We start from the raw sequence: 16,589 nt of genomic DNA, 5'->3' as shown, positions 1-16,589 counted from the left end.
CTGCCTCCGCCTATGGCGAGCGCGATGGAGCGGCAAGAGGTCTTGGGCGCGGCACCCGGCGCCGCGGTGATCGAGGCGTATGCGCTGGGCGTGATTGCGCGGCTGCCCGCCGCCTTCCGGCAGCATCTGGGTGATGTCGTGCTGCTGGTCGAGGAGGAGGCCGATGCCGAGATGCTGGCGGGGGTCGGGCTCGATCATCCGCTTGACCTGACGGGCGTCTATGTCGGGCGACCGGTCGGGGAGAAATCGTCGTTCGACAGCGGCGCGCTGCCCGATCGCATCCACCTCTATCGTCAGGCGATCCTCGCCGAATGGTGCGAAACGGGCGTGCGGCTCGACGATCTCGTTGCGCACGTGACCGTGCACGAAATCGGGCACCATTTAGGCCTCAGCGACGATGACATGCACGCGCTTCAAGACGCGGTGGCGGATTGAGCGACGCGCTGGTCGTCGACCGCCTCGTCGTCACCCGCGGCGAGCGGCGGTTTTCGCCGGTCAGTTTCGTTGCGCCGCCGGGCGGGGCGGTGCTGGTCACCGGACCCAATGGCGTCGGCAAGTCGAGCCTGTTGCGTGTGCTCGCCGGCATCGGGCGTATCGGCGAGGGGGACGTCGTGCGACCCGCGGGCGGGGTCGCGCTGATGGACGAGGCACACGCGCTCGACCGCACGCTGCCGCTCGGCGCCGCGCTGCGTTTCTGGGCGCGGCTCGATGTCGCGCCCGAGTCCGCGACCCGGGTCGCGGCGGCGCTCGCGGACGTCGACCTGACCGAGCTCGCCGCAGTGCCGGTGCGGTTGCTCTCCGCCGGCCAGCGCCGCCGCGCCGCGCTCGCGCGCGTGGTGGCAAGCGGCGCGCGCTTGTGGCTGCTCGACGAGCCGGGCAATGCGCTCGACGCCGCCGCGCTCGATCGTCTGTCGGCGCTGATCGCCCGGCATCGTGCACGAGGCGGGATCGTCGTGGCGGCCACGCACCAGCCGCTCGCATGGCCGGGTGCTGAGCAGGTGCGTCTGTGATCGCGCTCGTCTGGCGCGATTTGCGGCAGGGCTACGCGGGCGGTGGCGCGACGCTGGTGGTTGCCTTCTTCCTGCTCGTCGCGATCCTGTTCCCGTTCGCGATCGGCCCCGACACCGCGCTGCTGTCGCGCATCGGCGGCGGGGTGATCTGGGCGGCGGCGCTGCTCGCCGCGCTGATGCCGGTCGAGCGGCTGGTCGCGCCCGATCTCGAATCGGGTGTGCTCGATCAATTGGCGGTGCGCGGGGCTTCGCTGGCGGCGGTCGCAGCGGCGAAGATGCTCGCCCACTGGCTCGCCTTTGCGCCGCCGCTGATGCTCGCCGCGGTGATCGCGGCCGGCCTGCTCGACCTGCCCGGCGAAACGCTGCTGCTGGTCGAGGCGGGGCTGCTGCTCGGCACGCCGGGGCTCGCCGCGCTCGCGGTCGCGACCGCCGCGCTGCTGGCGGGCGCGCGCGGGGCGGGTGCCGTCGCGGGGCTCGTCATGCTGCCGCTCGCGGTGCCGCTGCTGATCTTCGGCGCGGGCGCGATCACGGGGGGGCCAAGCGGTCTGAAGCTGCTCGCCGCGACCAGCCTGCTGCTCGTCGCCGGCGCGCCCCTCGTCGCGGGCGCGGCGATCCGCGCGGCGATGGAATAAGCCGGCGCCTCAGCGGCTCCAGCGCGCCCAGATCGCGGTCGGCAGCGTCAGCCCGCGCGCTTCCTCGCGTACCGCCAGTTCGCCCGCCTCGACCGTGCCCGGCAGGTCGGCGAACGCCTGGCGCAGCATCTCGCCGATCGCCAGCGCCGACATCCGCACTGCGTAGACGGTCAGGAACAGATAGCGCGACTCGGCGTCGAGCAATTGCCGGCAATCGGCGATCAGCCGCGGCAGATCCTCTTCCAGCCGCCACACCTCGCCCGTCGGCCCGCGCCCGTATTTGGGCGGATCGAGCAGGATGCCGTCGTAGCGCCGCCCGCGCCTGACCTCGCGCGCGATGAACTTCGACGCATCGTCGATGATCCAGCGCGTCGGCGCGTCGGACAGCCCCGACACCGCCGCATTGTGGCGCGCCGCCTCGACCGACTTCTTGGATGCGTCCACGTGCACCATCCGCGCACCGATCGACGACAGCGCCAGCGTGCCGACCCCGGTATAGCCGAAGAGATTGAGGCATTCGGGACTCTCGGCGCCCTCAAGCTGCTGGCGCATCCACACCCACACCGGCGCCATGTCAGGAAAGAAACCCAAGTGGCGGAACGGCGTGTTCTGCGCGGTGAAGCGCGCCTCGTGCCACTCCAGCGTCCATCCGTCCGCAGGCACGCGCTTGGTGAAGCGCCACTGCCCGCCGCCATCTTCGTCGCTGCCGGGCACGAACTCGCCGTGCGCGTCCCAATCGGCGCTGGCTGGCGCCCACAATGCCTGCGGCTCGGGGCGGATGAAGCGATACGGGCCGTAGCGCTCAAGCTTGCGGCCGTGCCCCGAATCGATCAGCCCGTAATCGCCCCAGGGCTCGCCGATCAGCGTCTCGAGCTTCATCGTGCCACCGCCCGCTCGGCGATGTACCCGCTCACCGCAGCGTAGCTGGCGTCGAGCACGTCGTACCGCTCCTCGCGCTCGAACAGGTCGCCGACGCGTGCGGGTAGCGCGGGACGCGTGCCGGTCGCGCGCTCCACCGCGTCGCGGAACTTCGCCGGATGCGCGGTCGCGAGCGTCACGATCGGCACGTTGCTCGCGTGGCGCTGCGCGGCGGCGAGTGCGATCGCGGTGTGCGGGTCGAGCGTCTGGCACGCATGTTCGTGCGCCCAGCGCATCGCCAATGCCATCTCGTCGAGGTCGACACGCTCGGCGGCGAACAGCCCCGCCGCGCCCTGCGACTGCGCGTTGGTCAGCCGCATCGCGCGGCTCCCCTCAAAGCCGCGCATCTGCGCCGCGATCGCATCGCCGTCACGGTTGCCGAGGTCGAACAACAATCGCTCGAAATTGCTCGACACCTGGATGTCCATCGACGGCGTCGGCGTCTGCACCACATCGCGGCTCGAATAATCGCCGGTGGTGAGCGCGCGCGCGAGGATGTCGTTGACGTTGGTGGCGACGATCAGGCGGGCGATCGGCAGCCCCATCTTTGCCGCGACATACCCCGCGAACACGTCACCGAAATTACCCGTCGGCACGCTGAACGCGATCCTGCGCTCGGGCGCGCCGAGCCTGACCGCGGCGTAGAAATAATAGACCACCTGCGCCATCAACCGCGCCCAGTTGATCGAATTCACCGCGGAGAGGTGAAAACGACCCGCGAAGGCGGGATCGTTGAACATCGCCTTCACCAGTGCCTGCGCATGATCGAAGTCGCCGCGGATCGCGATGTTGTGGACGTTGGGCGCGCCCACCGTCGTCATCTGCCGCCGCTGGACGTCGCTGACGCGACCTTCGGGGTGGAGCATGAAGATGTCGACGCCGGCACGCCCCGCGACCGCGTCGATCGCCGCCGATCCCGTATCGCCGCTGGTCGCGCCGACGATCGTCAGGTGGTACCTCGATCCGGTCAAAAACCGCTCGAACAACAGGCCGAGCAACTGCAACGCCACGTCCTTGAAGGCGAGCGTGGGGCCGTGGAACAGCTCGAGCAACCATTGATCGTGGTCGAGCTGGACGAGTGGCGTGACCGCGGCGTGCGAGAAGCGGCCGTATGCCTGCGTACACAAGGCGTGCAGCTCGTCGCGCGTCATCGTCGTCCCGACGAACGGCATCATCACCGCGACCGCGGTATCGACATACGACAGCCCCGCGAGCGCGGCGATCTCGTCCTTCGTTAACGTCGGCCATGCCTCGGGCACGTAAAGCCCGCCATCGGTGGCAAGCCCGGCGAGCGTGACCTCGCGAAAGTCGAGTACGGCCGCCCGGCCGCGCGTGCTGACGTAGCGCATGGACGCGCGGGGTAGCCCTAAGCCCCTGGCCCCGCAACCGGCGCGCGACGCCGGAGCACCGCAACCGCGTAGATGATCGCGGCGACCGCGGCGAACAGGAACCACTGCACCCCGTATGCCAAGTGATTGTTGGGTACGACGCTGACGTCGGGCCTGGTGTTGGCGGCAAGCCCTGCGACCGGGCGGTCGGCGACCAGAAGCATCTCCTGCGGCCTGTGGTCGAACAGCCCCGCAATCAGCGGGCGGGGGTCGGGCGCGTGGCTGATGAAGCCCGACACCGCGCCGCCGCGCCAGTCAACCCGCTTGTTCGGATCTCGCGTGGTGCCGAGCTGGACCTTCACGCCCGGACCTTCCGCGCCGGTGCGGCAGGCGGCGATCAATCGGAAGCCCGCATTGCCCGCGCCGGCACGCATGATCGTGACGGGCGACAGACAGACGATGCTGCTGCGCCGGAACAGCAAGGCGTCGTCGCTCTGCCTAGGGAAGGCGACCGCCGGCTTCGCCGGATTCCCTGCGAGCTGCGCGAGATAGGCTTCCTTCTCGGGCAGGCGGACCGTGATCTGCCAGATGCCGAGCGCGATCATGCCGCATACCGCGAACGCGACGATGATGGTTGGGACGACGGGGATGCGCTTCATCACGCCCGCCTCTTACCCCGGCCTGCGTGCGCCGTCGCGCAACAAAGAAGGGGCGCGGTTCGCATCCGAACCGCGCCCCCTCATCGAACCGATGGCCGGTCGATCAGCCGCCGTGGACCGGCGCGCCCCAGCCGCCCCAGACGTAGATCGTGACGAACAGGAACAGCCACACCACGTCGACGAAATGCCAGTACCAGGCCGCGGCCTCGAACCCGAAATGTTGCTTCGGCGTGAAATCGCCCTTGTAGGCGCGGATCAGGCAGACGATCAGAAAGATCGTGCCGACCAGCACGTGGAAACCGTGGAACCCCGTCGCCATGAAGAACGATGCGCCATAGTTCAGTCCCTTGAACGGGAACGGCGCATGCATGTACTCATACGCCTGAATCGAGCTGAACAGCGCGCCGAGCGCTACCGTCAGCCACAAGCCCTTCAGCACGCCGTCACGGTCGCCCACGCCCAGCAGACCCCAGAAACCGCGCTTCTCACCGCCGCGCTGGTTGTGGATCAGCGCGTGGTGCGCCCAGGTGACGGTGGTGCCGCTCGTCAGCAGGATCAGCGTGTTGAGCAGCGGCAGCTCGAACGCGTTGATGACCTCAAGCCCCTTGGGCGGCCATTGCGCCGCGATCGCGGCCGCACCTTCGGCTGCGCGCTCGACCTGTCCGTCGACGAAGCTCATCGCGGTCGGGAACAGCGCGAAATCGAAATACGCCCAGAACCAGCCGACGAAGAACATCACCTCGGAGGCGATGAACAGGATCATGCCGTAGCGGAAGTGCAGCTGGACGACCGGGGTATGATCGCCCGCGTGCGCCTCGCGGATGACCTGATGCCACCAGCCCCACATGGTGCCGAGCACGCCCGCCAGACCGATCAGGAACACCCAACCGCCGCCGACCGCGCTGTGCATGTACATGATGCCGCCCGCCGCCATAACGAGCGCCATCATCGATCCGATGAGCGGCCACGGGCTGGGTGGAAGGATATGATAATCGTGGTTCTTCGCGCCGGCCATGCGTGGCATCCCCCTAAAGGCGTTTCTTTACGCCTTAACCCGCCGTTTTGGCAGAATCCACCGGGTAAAACGTGTAGGAGAGCGTGATCGTCTCGACGTCCTTGGTGTCGGGATCGGTCAGGATCTTCGGGTCGACGAAATAGATCACCGGCATCCGCTGCGTCTCACCGGGCTTGAGCGTCTGCTGCGTGAAGCAGAAACACTGGATCTTCGTGAAATATTTCCCTGCCACCGCCGGCGTGACGTTGTAGGTCGCGGTGCCCGTCACCTCCTGTGCACCGCGGTTGGTCGCCTGGAAGAACGCCATGTCGCGCGCACCGATGTCGACCTCCTGTTCCTCCTGCTCGGGCGTGAAGCGCCACGGCAATTTGGGGCTGGTGTTGGCATCGAACGCGATGCGGATCGCGCGGTGGACGCCGCCGGGTGCCTTCAATCCGCGGTTGGTCGTGCCGTTCAGCCCGGTCGCTTCGCAGAACAGGCGGTAGAGCGGCACGCTCGCGAACGCGACGCCGGTCATGAAACAGATGCCCAGCACCGCCAGCAGCGCGGTGCGCACGCGCCGGTCGAGCCGTCCGATCACTGCGCCATCCCCTCCCTGATCTTCGCGATGGTGATGAAGAAGGTCAGCACCACGAACGCGAGCAGCAGCACCGCGGTCACGATCGCACGCGCCTTCTGCCGCCGCTGGATCAGCTCCTGTTCGTCACCCATGGGTCCATCCGTCATGCGAGCCACCGATCGACGACCAGCGCGCCGAAGATCACGAAAAGATAGATGATCGAGTAAGCGAACAACCGCTTCTCCGGCTTCATGCCGGGGGTGTTGCGCCCGATCGTCACGCGCGCGGCGAGTGCGCCGAAGATCGCAGTCAGCGCAATCGAGGCCGCGCCGTAGAACGCGCCGGTCAGCCCGAGCGGCCACGGCGCCACCGCCACCAACGCCATCGGGATCGTGTAGAGCCCGATCTGCCGCCGCGTCGCACGCTCCCCCGCCACCACCGGCAGCATCGGGATCCCGGCCTTGGCATAGTCCGACTCGATGAACAGCGCGAGCGCCCAGAAATGCGGCGGCGTCCACAGGAACACCAGCGCGAACAGCAACACCGGCAGTACCGCGACCTCGCCGGTCGCCGCCGCCCAGCCGATCAGCGGCGGAAACGCACCCGCCGCGCCGCCGATGACGATGTTCTGCGGCGTGCGTCGCTTCAGCCACACGGTGTAGATCAGCACGTAGAACAGGATCGACACGGTCAAGATCGCCGCGGCGGCCATGTTGACCGCCAGCCCCATCAGGATGACCGAGAAGGCGGCGAGCCCGACGCCGAAATGGAGCGCCGATTGCCGGTCCATCCGCCCCGCGGGCAGCGGGCGCTTGGCGGTCCGTTTCATCACCGCGTCGAGGTCGGCCTCGTACCATTGGTTGAGCGCCCCCGCCGCACCGGCACCGAGCGCGATGCATAGGATCGCGGTGAAGGCGAGCACGGGCGCGATGCCGCGCGGCGCGGCCAGCATCCCGCACAATCCGGTGAAGACGACCAGCGTCATCACCCGGGGCTTGGTCAGCGCCAGGAAGTCGCGCCAGTCGGCGGGCGGCAGCAGGGGAGCGGCGGTGGTCATCGCGAGCCCGCGGCTATACCCGTCGCGGACGCCGCGCGAAAGGCTCGCTTTTTCGCAGCACAGTGAGGGCTATCAACGCCGAACCCCTCCTCCTCGGGGAGAGTCGCGAAAGAGGGGAATCAATCGGGCAGTCGCGCCAGCCAGTCGAGCAGCAGCCGGTTGACCTGCGCCGGGCGCTCCTGCTGCGTCCAATGCCCGACACCGTCGAGGATATGCCCCTCGACCCTGGGAACATGCGGCCGCATCACCGCGATCGGATCGGTCATCGCGCCGAAGCCGCTGGTCGCCGGATCCTTGCTGCCGCCGATGAACAAGGCGGGTGCCTCGATCCGGCGTCCGGCGAACTGCTGCTGCCATGCCCAGTCGCGTTCGTGATTGCGATATCGGCTGAGCGGTCCGAAGAAGCCCGAGCGCTCGAACTCCGCGACGTAATAATCGAGATCGGCATCGCTCAGCCACGCGGGAAACGTGCCGGGATCGACCATCCCGTCGAGCAAGGTTGCGCCCGCGGGCTTGTCGGGCCACGTACCCGGCGGCGCATCGCCCGAGATCGCGTAGTAGAATTTGCGCAGGAAATCGCGCACGTCGGCTTCCGCCTCGCGTTCGGCCGGGCCGACGGCGGCGAACCATTCCTGGTAGAAGAAACGCCCCTTGTCGGTGAAGGCGCGGCGGAAGGTCTCGTTGAACGGCCGCTTGGCGACGCCGGTGAACGGCACCGACAATGCGGCGACCGCGCGGAAGCGCTCGGGTCGCGACAGGATCGTGTTCCAGACGATCGGTGCACCCCAGTCGTGGCCGAGCAGGATCGCGGGTGCCCCCGGCTGCAGCGCGTCGGCCACGCCCGCGACGTCGGCGGTCAGCGCTTCCATCGCATAGGCCGCGACATCGGTCGGCTTGTCCGATCCGCCGTACCCGCGCACGTCGATCGCCGCCGCGGTGAAGCCCGCGTCCGCCACGACGGGCATCTGGTGCCGCCACGAATACCAGCTCTCGGGAAAGCCGTGCACCATCACGATCAGCGGTCCGCTGCCCTCGACGGCGACGCGCAAGCGGGCGCCGCCGGTGTCGATGGTGCGAAATTCAGGCATGACGGATCCCTCGTGGCCCTCGATGGGATCAATCGTGCGCAATCGGCGTGCGCGGCGCAACCGCTTCAGTCGTAGGCGGCGGGCAGCCAGTTGCGCGTGACGAGCACGTCGTCACCGACGCGGACGTTGCGAAACAGGAGGCGCGCGAACGGCAGCGGTACGCCGATGCAACCGTGCGTTACCCAGTCCCACTCGACCTTGCTGCCGTGGATCGCGACATAGCTGCGGGTCAGTCGCAGCGCGTAGGGCATCGGCGCGTCGTAGCTGCGCGAATATTTGTCGGCGTCTTTCTCCAGGATTGGGAAGCGCCCGAGCGGGGTGGGACTTTCAGGCGGTCCCGCGACCGCGAACGAACGCCCGATCTCTACCCCGCCGCGATAGACGTAGAGTTGCCGCCGCGCGGTATCGACGACGATGTGCGTCGCGCCGGCGGGTGCTCCGTCTTCGTCCCAGACATAGTCGCCCGGCTCCAGCGGGTGGCCGACATCGAGGATGGTGTGAACGTCGGGGCCGCCCGCACGCTGCGGAATACCGCGCGCGGCGGCAGGTGCGGTGGAAAGCGCGGTGAGCAGCAACGCGAGCAGCAGCCAGGGGAAAGCGACGCGGGTCATGGACGCGTGATCGCGCGGGGGCGTGCGGGGTTCCAGTGGCGGTTTTGCCACGTCTCGCCCCGGGACGATTTCGGATCGCGGTAAGGAGGCGGGGGCGCTGCTCTTGGCGAGTGGCAGAGAGGAAATCGAGAAACGGATCGGCCATCAAAAGAAAACGCCCCGGCGCGGTGGCCGGGGCGTTCGGAAGGTTTGCCGTCGTACCTTCGATCAGTCGATCTTGGGCAGCGTCTCGAACTGGTGGAACGGCGGCGGGCTCGACAGCGTCCACTCGAGCGTGGTCGCACCCTCGCCCCAGGGATTGTCGGGCGCCTTCTTGCCCGCGATCAGCGACCAGACGACGTTGACGAAGAAGATCGCCATGCCCGCGGCCATGATCATGTAGCCGATCGAGGCGACGTTGTTCCAGTGCGCGAAACCGTCCGGATAGTCCGGGTAGCGGCGCGGCATGCCCTGCAGGCCGAGGAAGTGCATCGGGAAGAACATGATGTTCACGCCGACGAAGAACACCCAGAAGTGCGCCTGGCCGAGTGCCTCCGAGTACATCTTCCCCGACATCTTGGGGAACCAGTAATAGAAGCCCGCGAACAGCGAGAACACCGCGCCGAGGCTCAGCACGTAGTGGAAGTGCGCGACGACGTAATAGGTGTCCTGCATGTAATCGTCGACGCCGCCGTTGGCGAGCACGACGCCCGTCACGCCACCGACCGTGAACATGAAGATGAACCCGATCGCCCACACCATCGGGGTCGGGAAGCGCAGGCTGCCGCCCCACATCGTCGCGATCCACGAGAAGATCTTGATGCCGGTCGGCACCGCGATCACCATCGTCGCGGCGGTGAAGTACATCTTCACGTTCACCGACAGGCCGGTCGTGAACATGTGGTGCGCCCACACGACGAAACCGACGACGCCGATCGCGACCATCGCGTACGCCATGCCGAGATAGCCGAAGACGGGCTTGCGGCTGAACGTCGCGACGATGTGACTGACGATGCCGAAGCCCGGCAGGATCATGATGTACACTTCGGGGTGGCCGAAGAACCAGAACAGGTGCTGGTAAAGCACCGGATCGCCGCCGCCTGCCGGATCGAAGAAGGTCGTGCCGAAATTGCGGTCGGTCAGCAGCATCGTGATCGCGGCCGCGAGCACCGGCAGCGCCAGCAGCAGCAGGAACGCGGTCACCAGCATCGCCCAGGCGAACAGCGGCATCTTGTGCAGCGTCATGCCCGGCGCGCGCATGTTGAAGATCGTGGTGATGAAGTTGATCGCCCCAAGGATCGAGCTCGCGCCCGCGAGGTGGAGCGACAGGATCGCCATGTCGACGCTCGGCCCCGGCTCACCATAGGTGGAGAGCGGCGCGTAGACCGTCCAGCCCGTGCCTGCGCCACCGAAAAAGGGCGAGGCGAGCAGCAGGATGAACGCGGGCACCAGCAGCCAGAACGACACGTTGTTCATCCGCGGGAACGCCATGTCGGGCGCGCCGATCATGATCGGCACGAACCAGTTGCCGAACCCGCCGACCATCGCGGGCATGACCATGAAGAACACCATGATCAGGCCGTGAGCGGTGACCAGAACGTTCCACAGGTGGAGCGCCTGGTCGAACGTCTGCGCCTGCCCGCCGTGGAGCATCGCGACCCAGGTCGGCAGATACTGGATGCCCGGATGCGCCAGCTCGGCGCGCATCAGCCCCGAGATCGCGCCGCCGACGATGCCCGCGACGATCGCGAAGATCAGGTAGAGCGTGCCGATGTCCTTGTGGTTCGTCGACATGAACCACCGCGCGAAGAAGCCCGGCAGGTGATCGGCATGCGCGTCGTGATGATGCGCGTCGTGCGCCTGAAAGGCGGATGGATGGAGTGCGGTGTCGGTCATGGTCAGCGTCCAGCTTCGCCGACGCCACCGGGGTTACCGGTCGCGCCCTGCGGAATGACGGGGGGAGTGGCGGTGCCGTTCTCGGTCGGACCGGTCAAATTGTCGACGATCGCCGCTTCGGACGCGACCGTCGCCGAATTGTCCGAGCCCGGCTGCGGGATCACCGCGTCCGATGCCTTGCCGGGGGTCGGCATCGTGCCGCCCTTGGCGCGTACCCAGGCGGCGAATTGCGCCGGCGACACCGCCTCGACCGCGATCGGCATATAGGCGTGACGCGCGCCGCACAGCTCGGAGCACTGGCCGAAATAGAGGCCGGGCTTGTCGATCGTGAAGCTCGTCTCGTTCAGCCGGCCGGGGATCGCGTCGAGCTTGATCCAGAACGCGGGCATCGCCCAGCTGTGGATCACGTCGTTGGCGGTGGTGATCAGCCGGATCGGCACGCCGACCGGCAGCACGACGCGGTTGTCAGTCGCGAGCAGGCGCGGACCGTCGGCGTCGGTTCGATACCGCTCGCCCGCGGCCACGTCCTGCTTTTCCTTCAGCAGGTTGGCGGTGATCTCGATCCCGCCGTTGTCGGGATATTGATAGCTCCAGAACCACTGGTTGCCGATCGCCTTCAGCGTCACCGCCCCCGCAGGCGCGGGCTTGAACTGCGCCTGGAGCAGCCCGATCGAGGGCACCGCGATCGCGACCAGGATCAGCACGGGGGCAAGCGTCCACACCACCTCGATGAAGGTGTTGTGGCTGGTCTTCGACGGGACCGGATTGCGCGCCGCGCGGAAGCGGATGATCACCAGCACCAGCAACGCCAGCACGAACAGCGACACGACCGTGATCAACGGGAACAGGATCTTGTCGTGAAACCAGTGCGCGCGCAGCCCGTTCTTGGTTACCTGCGGCTGGATGCGCATCAGGCCGTCGGTCGGCTGACCGATCATCGGCTTGGCGCTCATGGTGGGGGCGCCGTCCTGCGCCAGTTCGAGCGCGGCGGGCGCCTTCTGGTCGAGCTTCGCGGGGGTAGCCGCACTCATCTTCGGCGCGGCGGGATCGGCGGCGTTGGCGGGTTCGAGCGCGCTCGGGACGCCGGGTTGCGCGGTCTTGATCGCCGGCGCGGCGGCGGGCGTCTGGGCAGAGGCGCCGCCTCCGGTTCCCAGCCCCAGCCCGGCGAGCGCGAGCCCGCCTGCCAAGATCATCGTCTTCAAGCGGTTCATCGTGCTTCCATCACCCCTGCGTCGTGGCACGGGAGTGCCCCCCCAAATACCGAGCGGGCATTGTCGCCCATTGCCTTTGCCTATACGCGGCGCTCCCATCTGCCTCAAGAGGGCGCGATTGCGCGAATTTTTCCCGCTCGCGCCGCGTTGCGTCGGCGCGCTGCGATCCGTATCTGCGCCCCCCATGACGTCGACGGAGGATGCGCGATGACCGAGGACGAGGTACTGGCCGAGTTCCGTGCCGCGGATGCTCTGCTCGAAGGGCATTTCATCCTGTCGTCGGGGCTGCGCAGCCCGCGCTACCTGCAGTGCGCGCGCGTGCTGATGGACCCGCGCCGCGCCGCCCGCCTGTGCGCGGCACTCGCCCAGACGATCCCCGACGGTCTGCGCGCGCGGATCTCCGCGGTGGTCGCGCCCGCGATGGGCGGGGTGATCGTCGGCTACGAGATGGCGCGCGCGCTGGGTGTCGAGGCGATGTTCGTCGAACGCCCGACCGGCACGTTCGAACTGCGCCGCGGGTTCCGACTTAAACAAGGACAGGAGGTGCTGATGATGGAGGACGTCGTCACCACCGGTCTGTCGAGCCGCGAGGCGATCGCGGCGATCGAGGCGGCGGGCGGACGCGTGATCGCGGGCGCGGCGCTGGTCGATCGCTCGAACGGTGCCGCCGACATCGGCGTACCTTTCTTCCCGCTGCTCCGTCTCGACGTGCCGAGCTACGCCGCCGAGGCGCTGCCGCCCGAATTGCAGGCGATCCCGGCGATCAAACCCGGCAGCCGGGCGGGGGCCTGACATGGCGCAGCCGTTGCGTCTCGGGGTCAACATCGACCATGTCGCGACCGTGCGGAACGCGCGTGGCGGCGCGGTTCCCGATCCGGTTCGCGCCGCGTTGCTCGCCGCGTCGGCGGGCGCGGACGGGATCACCGCGCACCTGCGCGAGGATCGCCGCCACATCACTGACGCCGACATCGCGCGGCTGGTCGCCGAGCTTGCCGCGCTCGACCGCGCGATCCCGCTCAACCTCGAAATGGCGGCCACGCAGGAGATGCTCGGCATCGCGCTGCGCCACCGCCCCCACGCCGCGTGCATCGTGCCCGAGAAGCGCGAGGAGCGTACCACGGAGGGCGGGCTCGATGTCGCCGGGCAGCACGACGTCCTCGCTTCGATGGTGCGCGCGCTGCGCGAGGCGGGCGTGCGCGTGTCGCTGTTCATCGAGCCGTCGCCCGAACAGATCGCCGCGGCGGTGTCGCTTGGCGCGCCGGTGATCGAGCTCCACACCGGCCGCTACGCCGACACCGAGGGCGAGGCGCGCGCCGACGAACTGCGCCGGCTGAGCGACGCTGCCGCGCTCGCCGCCAAGAACGGCGTCGAGGTCCATGCTGGACACGGGCTGACGTTCGACAACGTCCAACCGATCGCCGCCATCCCCCAGGTGGTCGAACTCAACATCGGGCATTTCCTCGTCGGCGAGGCGATCTTCGTCGGCCTGTACGAGAGTGTCCGGCGGATGAAGGCCGAGATGGCGGCGGCGCGATGAGGACGCACGCTTGATCATCGGATTGGGCTCCGACCTCTGCAACATCGAGCGGATCCAGGCATCGCTCGACCGGTTCGGCGAGCGGTTCGAGCAGCGCGTGTTCACCGACGTCGAGCGCGCCAAGGCGGCGAGACGGCCGTTCACCCGCGCGGGCACACTCGCCAAGCGGTTCGCCGCGAAGGAAGCCTTCTCCAAGGCGGTCGGCACCGGATTCAGGGCGGGCGTTTTCATGCGCGACATCGGGGTGGTCAACGCCGCCTCGGGCGCGCCCACGCTCGCGCTGACGGGTGGCGCGAGGGCGCGGCTCGACGCGATGGTGCCCGCGGGATATGACGCGCATATCCATCTGACCTTGACCGACGATCATCCGTGGGCGCAGGCCTTTGTGATTATCGAAGCCCTACCCATCGGATGATCTGACGTGGCCGACGACCTCACGCTTCCCTCCAGCGGTCATCCAGGCGATGCGCATCGCGGCGACGCGGCGCCGGCCGACCAGCAGCAACGTGCCGGGTTCGATTGGTGGAGCGAGGCGAAAGGCCTGTTCTGGCTCGTCCTCGCCGTCCTCGGCTTTCATTCCTTCATCGCCAAGCCGTTCTACATCCCGAGCGAATCGATGCTGCCGGGGCTGATGGTCGGTGACCGGCTGGTGGTGTCGAAGTTCGCCTATGGCTGGTCGTTCGTCTCGCCGACGATCCCCGACCCCGTCGCGATCGCGCGCGACCTCGTGCTGCATCAGCCGGTCGAGAGCTGGTCGGTCCAGCTTCCCTTCATTCCCGGTCGCGTGTTCGGCAGCCTGCCCGAGCGCGGCGACGTCGTGATTGTGACGCCGCCGGGGTCGTCGAGCGACTATATCAAGCGTGTGATCGGGCTGCCCGGCGACACGCTCGAGGTGCGGGGCGGCGTCGTCTTCCTGAACGGGGTCGCGGTGCCGCGCGGGGCGCTGCACTTCCGCGACCTGCCCGTCGATGCGAATGCGACCTGCGACCCGCTGCAATATCCGGGGGCGCGGCGCACGCTCGCCGACGGGCGCACTGTCTGCCACCTGCCGATCGTGACCGAGACGCTGCCGAACGGCCGGCGCTACGACACGGTCGATCTCCAGCCCGATTCGCCCGGCGACAATTACGGACCCGTCCGCATCCCCGCGGGGCGCGTGTTCCTGATGGGCGACAATCGTGATCGCTCCGCCGACAGCCGCTTCGCGCTTGGCGGGTTCGAACGCGGGCTGGGCGGGCCGGTGCCGGTCGAGAACCTCGGTGGCCGCGCCGAGTTCATCACCTTCTCGGTCGACGGCAACGCGACGCTCAATCCGCTAACCTGGTGGCCGGCGCTGCGCGGCGGACGCGCGGGTACTTCGCTCCACCCGGAGCGCACGCAGTGAGCGAGCGTCGTCACGACGATCGCGTCGATCTGGTCGCCGGCGCGAGCCCGCACGAGGTCCGCGATCCCGCCGTTCGTGCCGAGATCAAGCGCGCCGCGGTGTGGCTGGGGCTTGCCGGCGCGATCGCGCTGGTGGTGCTGCTCATCCAGCCGTTGCTCGTCATCTTCGCCGGGCTCGTCTTCGCGGCTCTGCTCGATGGCGGCGTACGGTTGCTCGGCCGCGTGCTGCCGATCGGGCGCGGTTGGCGTCTGCTGATCGTCTGCCTGCTGACGCTCGTCTTCCTCGCGGGCACGTTCTACGTCGCGGGTGTCCAGATCACGCAGCAGGTGATGCAGTTGCGCTCGACCGTCGAGACGCAGGTCGTGCGGCTGTCGGGCTGGCTGTCGTCGCAGGGGCTGATGCCGGGCGCGTCCGACCTGAACGGCATCGCGCGCCAGGCGCTCGGCTCGGTCGGCAAGGTGACCGCCTGGGTCGGCACGGCATTCGGCGCGCTGACCACCATGTTCATGATCCTCGTGATCGGTCTGTTCGTCGCGATCGACCCGCGCGTCTACGACCGCGGGTTCCAATGGATGATCCCGCAGGCGAACCGGGCGGAGGTCGCGATCACGACGCAGCGGATGGCACGGACGCTTCGTCGCCTGCTCGCCGGGCGCCTGCTCGGCATGGCGTTCGAGGGCGCATTCGTGGGTACCGCGCTCGCGCTAGCGGGTGTGCCGATGGCGCTGATCCTCGGCATCATGACCGGGCTGCTCGCCTTCATCCCCAACGTCGGCGCGTTCGTGTCGGGGGCGATGACGATCGCGGTCGGCTTCTCGGCGGGGATGCACACGGGCGTGCTCGCGATCCTGATCTACGTCGCGGTGCAGATCATCGACGGTTATGTCGTGATCCCGATGGTCGCGAAACGGACGGTCGACCTGCCGCCCGCGCTGACGCTCGGCGCGCAGATCCTCGCCAGCGCGTTGTTCGGGATCATCGGCCTCGCGCTCGCCGATCCGATGACCGCGATGATCAAGGCGGCGATGGAGCGCCGGTCGGAAAAGGCCGGGGACGCGGCATGAGCGAGATCGTGCTCCACGATTACTGGCGCTCGTCGGCGGCGTATCGCGTGCGGATCTGCCTCAACCTGAAGCAGGTGCGCTATACTTCGGTCGCTGTGAACCTGGTTGAGGGCGCGCAGCGCGGCGACGACAACCGCCGGATCAATCCGCAGGGGCTGGTGCCGACGCTGGTCGTCGACGGCCGCCCGCTGACGCAGAGCCTCGCGATCGTCGACTGGCTCGACGCGACCTTTCCCGATCCTGCGATGGTCTCGTCCGATCCGTTCGTCCGCTCGGGCCAGCTCGCGCGTGCGCTGGTGATCGCCGCGGACATCCATCCGATCGACAATCTGCGCGTGCTCAAGCGGCTGGAACAGCAATTCGGTGCCGATCAGTCGGCGCGCGACGATTGGTACCGCCACTGGGTGGTCGAGGGATTAGCCGCGCTGGAAGCGATGGCGGCGGATATGCCCGCGGGGCCGTTCCTGGGCGGTGAGGCGCCCGACATCGCCGATCTCTGCCTGGTACCGCAGCTCTACAATGCGCGACGCTTCGCGGTGCCGCTCGATGCCTATCCACGGTTGTGCGCCGCCGACGCGGCGATGGCGGCGCTGCCTGCGGTCGCCGCCGCGCACCCCGACCGCGTGAAGCCGCACTGAAGG

20 protein-coding genes are annotated in these 16,589 nt (G+C 68.3%); 9 read left to right on the top strand and 11 right to left on the bottom strand.

The genetic code is table 11. The features are described 5' to 3' along the window. Positions 1 to 12: 12 nt before the first annotated feature. Genes KZ810_RS11840 through KZ810_RS11830 form a run of 3 tightly spaced genes read left to right on the top strand, consistent with a single transcriptional unit; the run spans position 13 to position 1,642 of the window. A complete protein-coding gene (locus tag KZ810_RS11840) occupies positions 13 to 435 on the top strand; it encodes a metallopeptidase family protein (RefSeq protein ID WP_219769315.1) in 423 nt (140 codons plus the stop codon). After that, positions 432 to 1,010, top strand: a complete 579-nt coding sequence (gene ccmA, locus KZ810_RS11835) for a heme ABC exporter ATP-binding protein CcmA (protein ID WP_219769314.1) — start codon at positions 432 to 434, stop codon at positions 1,008 to 1,010. The genes KZ810_RS11840 and ccmA overlap by 4 nt, the downstream gene beginning before the upstream one ends. Next, positions 1,007 to 1,642, top strand: coding sequence for a heme exporter protein CcmB (locus KZ810_RS11830; RefSeq protein WP_219769313.1), 636 nt, complete (start codon positions 1,007 to 1,009; stop codon positions 1,640 to 1,642). Before ccmA ends, KZ810_RS11830 begins: the two co-directional genes overlap by 4 nt. A gap of 9 nt (positions 1,643 to 1,651) precedes the next feature. Here the strand turns inward: KZ810_RS11830 and KZ810_RS11825 are convergent, their stop codons facing one another. The 11 genes from KZ810_RS11825 to coxB all read right to left on the bottom strand — a co-directional run bounded on the left by KZ810_RS11825 (position 1,652) and on the right by coxB (position 11,963). Then, positions 1,652 to 2,521: an RsmD family RNA methyltransferase gene (locus KZ810_RS11825; protein WP_219769312.1), complete on the bottom strand. Its 870-nt coding sequence runs from the start codon at positions 2,519 to 2,521 to the stop codon at positions 1,652 to 1,654. Then, positions 2,518 to 3,909: a threonine synthase gene (thrC, locus tag KZ810_RS11820; protein ID WP_219769311.1), complete on the bottom strand. Its 1,392-nt coding sequence runs from the start codon at positions 3,907 to 3,909 to the stop codon at positions 2,518 to 2,520. Before thrC ends, KZ810_RS11825 begins: the two co-directional genes overlap by 4 nt. Positions 3,910 to 3,926: 17 nt before the next feature. Further along, positions 3,927 to 4,547: an SURF1 family cytochrome oxidase biogenesis protein gene (locus tag KZ810_RS11815; RefSeq protein ID WP_219769310.1), complete on the bottom strand. Its 621-nt coding sequence runs from the start codon at positions 4,545 to 4,547 to the stop codon at positions 3,927 to 3,929. A 103-nt stretch (positions 4,548 to 4,650) separates the two neighbouring features. After that, complete coding sequence (locus KZ810_RS11810; RefSeq protein WP_219769309.1) at positions 4,651 to 5,562, bottom strand: cytochrome c oxidase subunit 3; 912 nt, start codon at positions 5,560 to 5,562, stop codon at positions 4,651 to 4,653. A gap of 34 nt (positions 5,563 to 5,596) precedes the next feature. After that, positions 5,597 to 6,142 carry a cytochrome c oxidase assembly protein gene (locus tag KZ810_RS11805; protein WP_219769308.1) on the bottom strand — a complete coding sequence of 182 codons (546 nt, stop codon included), beginning with the start codon at positions 6,140 to 6,142 and terminating at the stop codon, positions 5,597 to 5,599. Next, positions 6,139 to 6,273, bottom strand: a complete 135-nt coding sequence (locus KZ810_RS17280) for a cytochrome c oxidase system small membrane protein (RefSeq protein WP_258044803.1) — start codon at positions 6,271 to 6,273, stop codon at positions 6,139 to 6,141. The genes KZ810_RS11805 and KZ810_RS17280 overlap by 4 nt, the downstream gene beginning before the upstream one ends. 11 nt (positions 6,274 to 6,284) lie before the next feature. Next, complete coding sequence (locus tag KZ810_RS11800; protein WP_219769307.1) at positions 6,285 to 7,178, bottom strand: heme o synthase; 894 nt, start codon at positions 7,176 to 7,178, stop codon at positions 6,285 to 6,287. A gap of 119 nt (positions 7,179 to 7,297) precedes the next feature. After that, the gene (locus tag KZ810_RS11795) at positions 7,298 to 8,266 is read right to left on the bottom strand and encodes an alpha/beta fold hydrolase (RefSeq protein ID WP_219769306.1); all 969 of its coding nucleotides are present in this window, start codon (positions 8,264 to 8,266) and stop codon (positions 7,298 to 7,300) included. A gap of 65 nt (positions 8,267 to 8,331) precedes the next feature. Then, the gene (locus tag KZ810_RS11790; protein ID WP_219769305.1) at positions 8,332 to 8,877 is read right to left on the bottom strand and encodes a L,D-transpeptidase family protein; all 546 of its coding nucleotides are present in this window, start codon (positions 8,875 to 8,877) and stop codon (positions 8,332 to 8,334) included. A gap of 207 nt (positions 8,878 to 9,084) precedes the next feature. After that, on the bottom strand, positions 9,085 to 10,752 hold the full coding sequence (gene ctaD / locus KZ810_RS11785; protein WP_219769304.1) for a cytochrome c oxidase subunit I: 1,668 nt from the start codon (positions 10,750 to 10,752) through the stop codon (positions 9,085 to 9,087). 2 nt (positions 10,753 to 10,754) lie between these two features. Further along, a complete protein-coding gene (gene coxB, locus KZ810_RS11780; RefSeq protein ID WP_219769303.1) occupies positions 10,755 to 11,963 on the bottom strand; it encodes a cytochrome c oxidase subunit II in 1,209 nt (402 codons plus the stop codon). A gap of 207 nt (positions 11,964 to 12,170) precedes the next feature. Between coxB and pyrE the strand changes: the two genes are divergently transcribed. The 6 genes from pyrE to maiA are packed head-to-tail and all read left to right on the top strand — an operon-like array spanning position 12,171 to position 16,586. Then, entirely contained in the window at positions 12,171 to 12,755 is a 585-nt protein-coding gene (gene pyrE, locus KZ810_RS11775) for an orotate phosphoribosyltransferase (protein WP_219769302.1), read from the top strand. Between the two features lies 1 nt (position 12,756). Next, the gene (locus tag KZ810_RS11770; RefSeq protein WP_219769301.1) at positions 12,757 to 13,500 is read left to right on the top strand and encodes a pyridoxine 5'-phosphate synthase; all 744 of its coding nucleotides are present in this window, start codon (positions 12,757 to 12,759) and stop codon (positions 13,498 to 13,500) included. Between the two features lie 10 nt (positions 13,501 to 13,510). Next, a complete protein-coding gene (gene acpS, locus KZ810_RS11765) occupies positions 13,511 to 13,915 on the top strand; it encodes a holo-ACP synthase (RefSeq protein ID WP_219769300.1) in 405 nt (134 codons plus the stop codon). Between the two features lie 6 nt (positions 13,916 to 13,921). Beyond that, positions 13,922 to 14,884, top strand: coding sequence for a signal peptidase I (lepB, locus tag KZ810_RS11760; RefSeq protein ID WP_219769299.1), 963 nt, complete (start codon positions 13,922 to 13,924; stop codon positions 14,882 to 14,884). Further along, positions 14,881 to 15,948, top strand: coding sequence for an AI-2E family transporter (locus KZ810_RS11755; RefSeq protein WP_219769298.1), 1,068 nt, complete (start codon positions 14,881 to 14,883; stop codon positions 15,946 to 15,948). The genes lepB and KZ810_RS11755 overlap by 4 nt, the downstream gene beginning before the upstream one ends. After that, a complete protein-coding gene (maiA, locus tag KZ810_RS11750) occupies positions 15,945 to 16,586 on the top strand; it encodes a maleylacetoacetate isomerase (protein ID WP_219769297.1) in 642 nt (213 codons plus the stop codon). The genes KZ810_RS11755 and maiA overlap by 4 nt, the downstream gene beginning before the upstream one ends. The last annotated feature ends 3 nt before the right edge of the window (positions 16,587 to 16,589 follow it).

Source organism: Sphingomonas citricola (assembly GCF_019429535.1).
In the GTDB taxonomy this organism is placed as follows: domain Bacteria; phylum Pseudomonadota; class Alphaproteobacteria; order Sphingomonadales; family Sphingomonadaceae; genus Sphingomonas; species Sphingomonas citricola.
This window is presented reverse-complemented; position numbering and strand designations above follow the sequence as displayed.

Excerpts from the sequence above, each read along its gene's own strand:
- KZ810_RS11840 (WP_219769315.1), top strand. The coding sequence starts at position 13 with ATGGCGAGCGCGATGGAGCGGCAAGAGGTCTTGGGCGCGGCACCCGGC.
- KZ810_RS11825 (WP_219769312.1), bottom strand. The coding sequence starts at position 2,521 with ATGAAGCTCGAGACGCTGATCGGCGAGCCCTGGGGCGATTACGGGCTG.
- thrC (WP_219769311.1), bottom strand. The coding sequence starts at position 3,909 with ATGCGCTACGTCAGCACGCGCGGCCGGGCGGCCGTACTCGACTTTCGC.
- KZ810_RS11815 (WP_219769310.1), bottom strand. The coding sequence starts at position 4,547 with ATGAAGCGCATCCCCGTCGTCCCAACCATCATCGTCGCGTTCGCGGTA.
- KZ810_RS11810 (WP_219769309.1), bottom strand. The coding sequence starts at position 5,562 with ATGGCCGGCGCGAAGAACCACGATTATCATATCCTTCCACCCAGCCCG.
- KZ810_RS17280 (WP_258044803.1), bottom strand. The coding sequence starts at position 6,273 with ATGGGTGACGAACAGGAGCTGATCCAGCGGCGGCAGAAGGCGCGTGCG.
- KZ810_RS11800 (WP_219769307.1), bottom strand. The coding sequence starts at position 7,178 with ATGACCACCGCCGCTCCCCTGCTGCCGCCCGCCGACTGGCGCGACTTC.
- KZ810_RS11795 (WP_219769306.1), bottom strand. The coding sequence starts at position 8,266 with ATGCCTGAATTTCGCACCATCGACACCGGCGGCGCCCGCTTGCGCGTC.
- KZ810_RS11790 (WP_219769305.1), bottom strand. The coding sequence starts at position 8,877 with ATGACCCGCGTCGCTTTCCCCTGGCTGCTGCTCGCGTTGCTGCTCACC.
- ctaD (WP_219769304.1), bottom strand. The coding sequence starts at position 10,752 with ATGACCGACACCGCACTCCATCCATCCGCCTTTCAGGCGCACGACGCG.
- coxB (WP_219769303.1), bottom strand. The coding sequence starts at position 11,963 with ATGAACCGCTTGAAGACGATGATCTTGGCAGGCGGGCTCGCGCTCGCC.
- pyrE (WP_219769302.1), top strand. The coding sequence starts at position 12,171 with ATGACCGAGGACGAGGTACTGGCCGAGTTCCGTGCCGCGGATGCTCTG.
- KZ810_RS11770 (WP_219769301.1), top strand. The coding sequence starts at position 12,757 with ATGGCGCAGCCGTTGCGTCTCGGGGTCAACATCGACCATGTCGCGACC.
- maiA (WP_219769297.1), top strand. The coding sequence starts at position 15,945 with ATGAGCGAGATCGTGCTCCACGATTACTGGCGCTCGTCGGCGGCGTAT.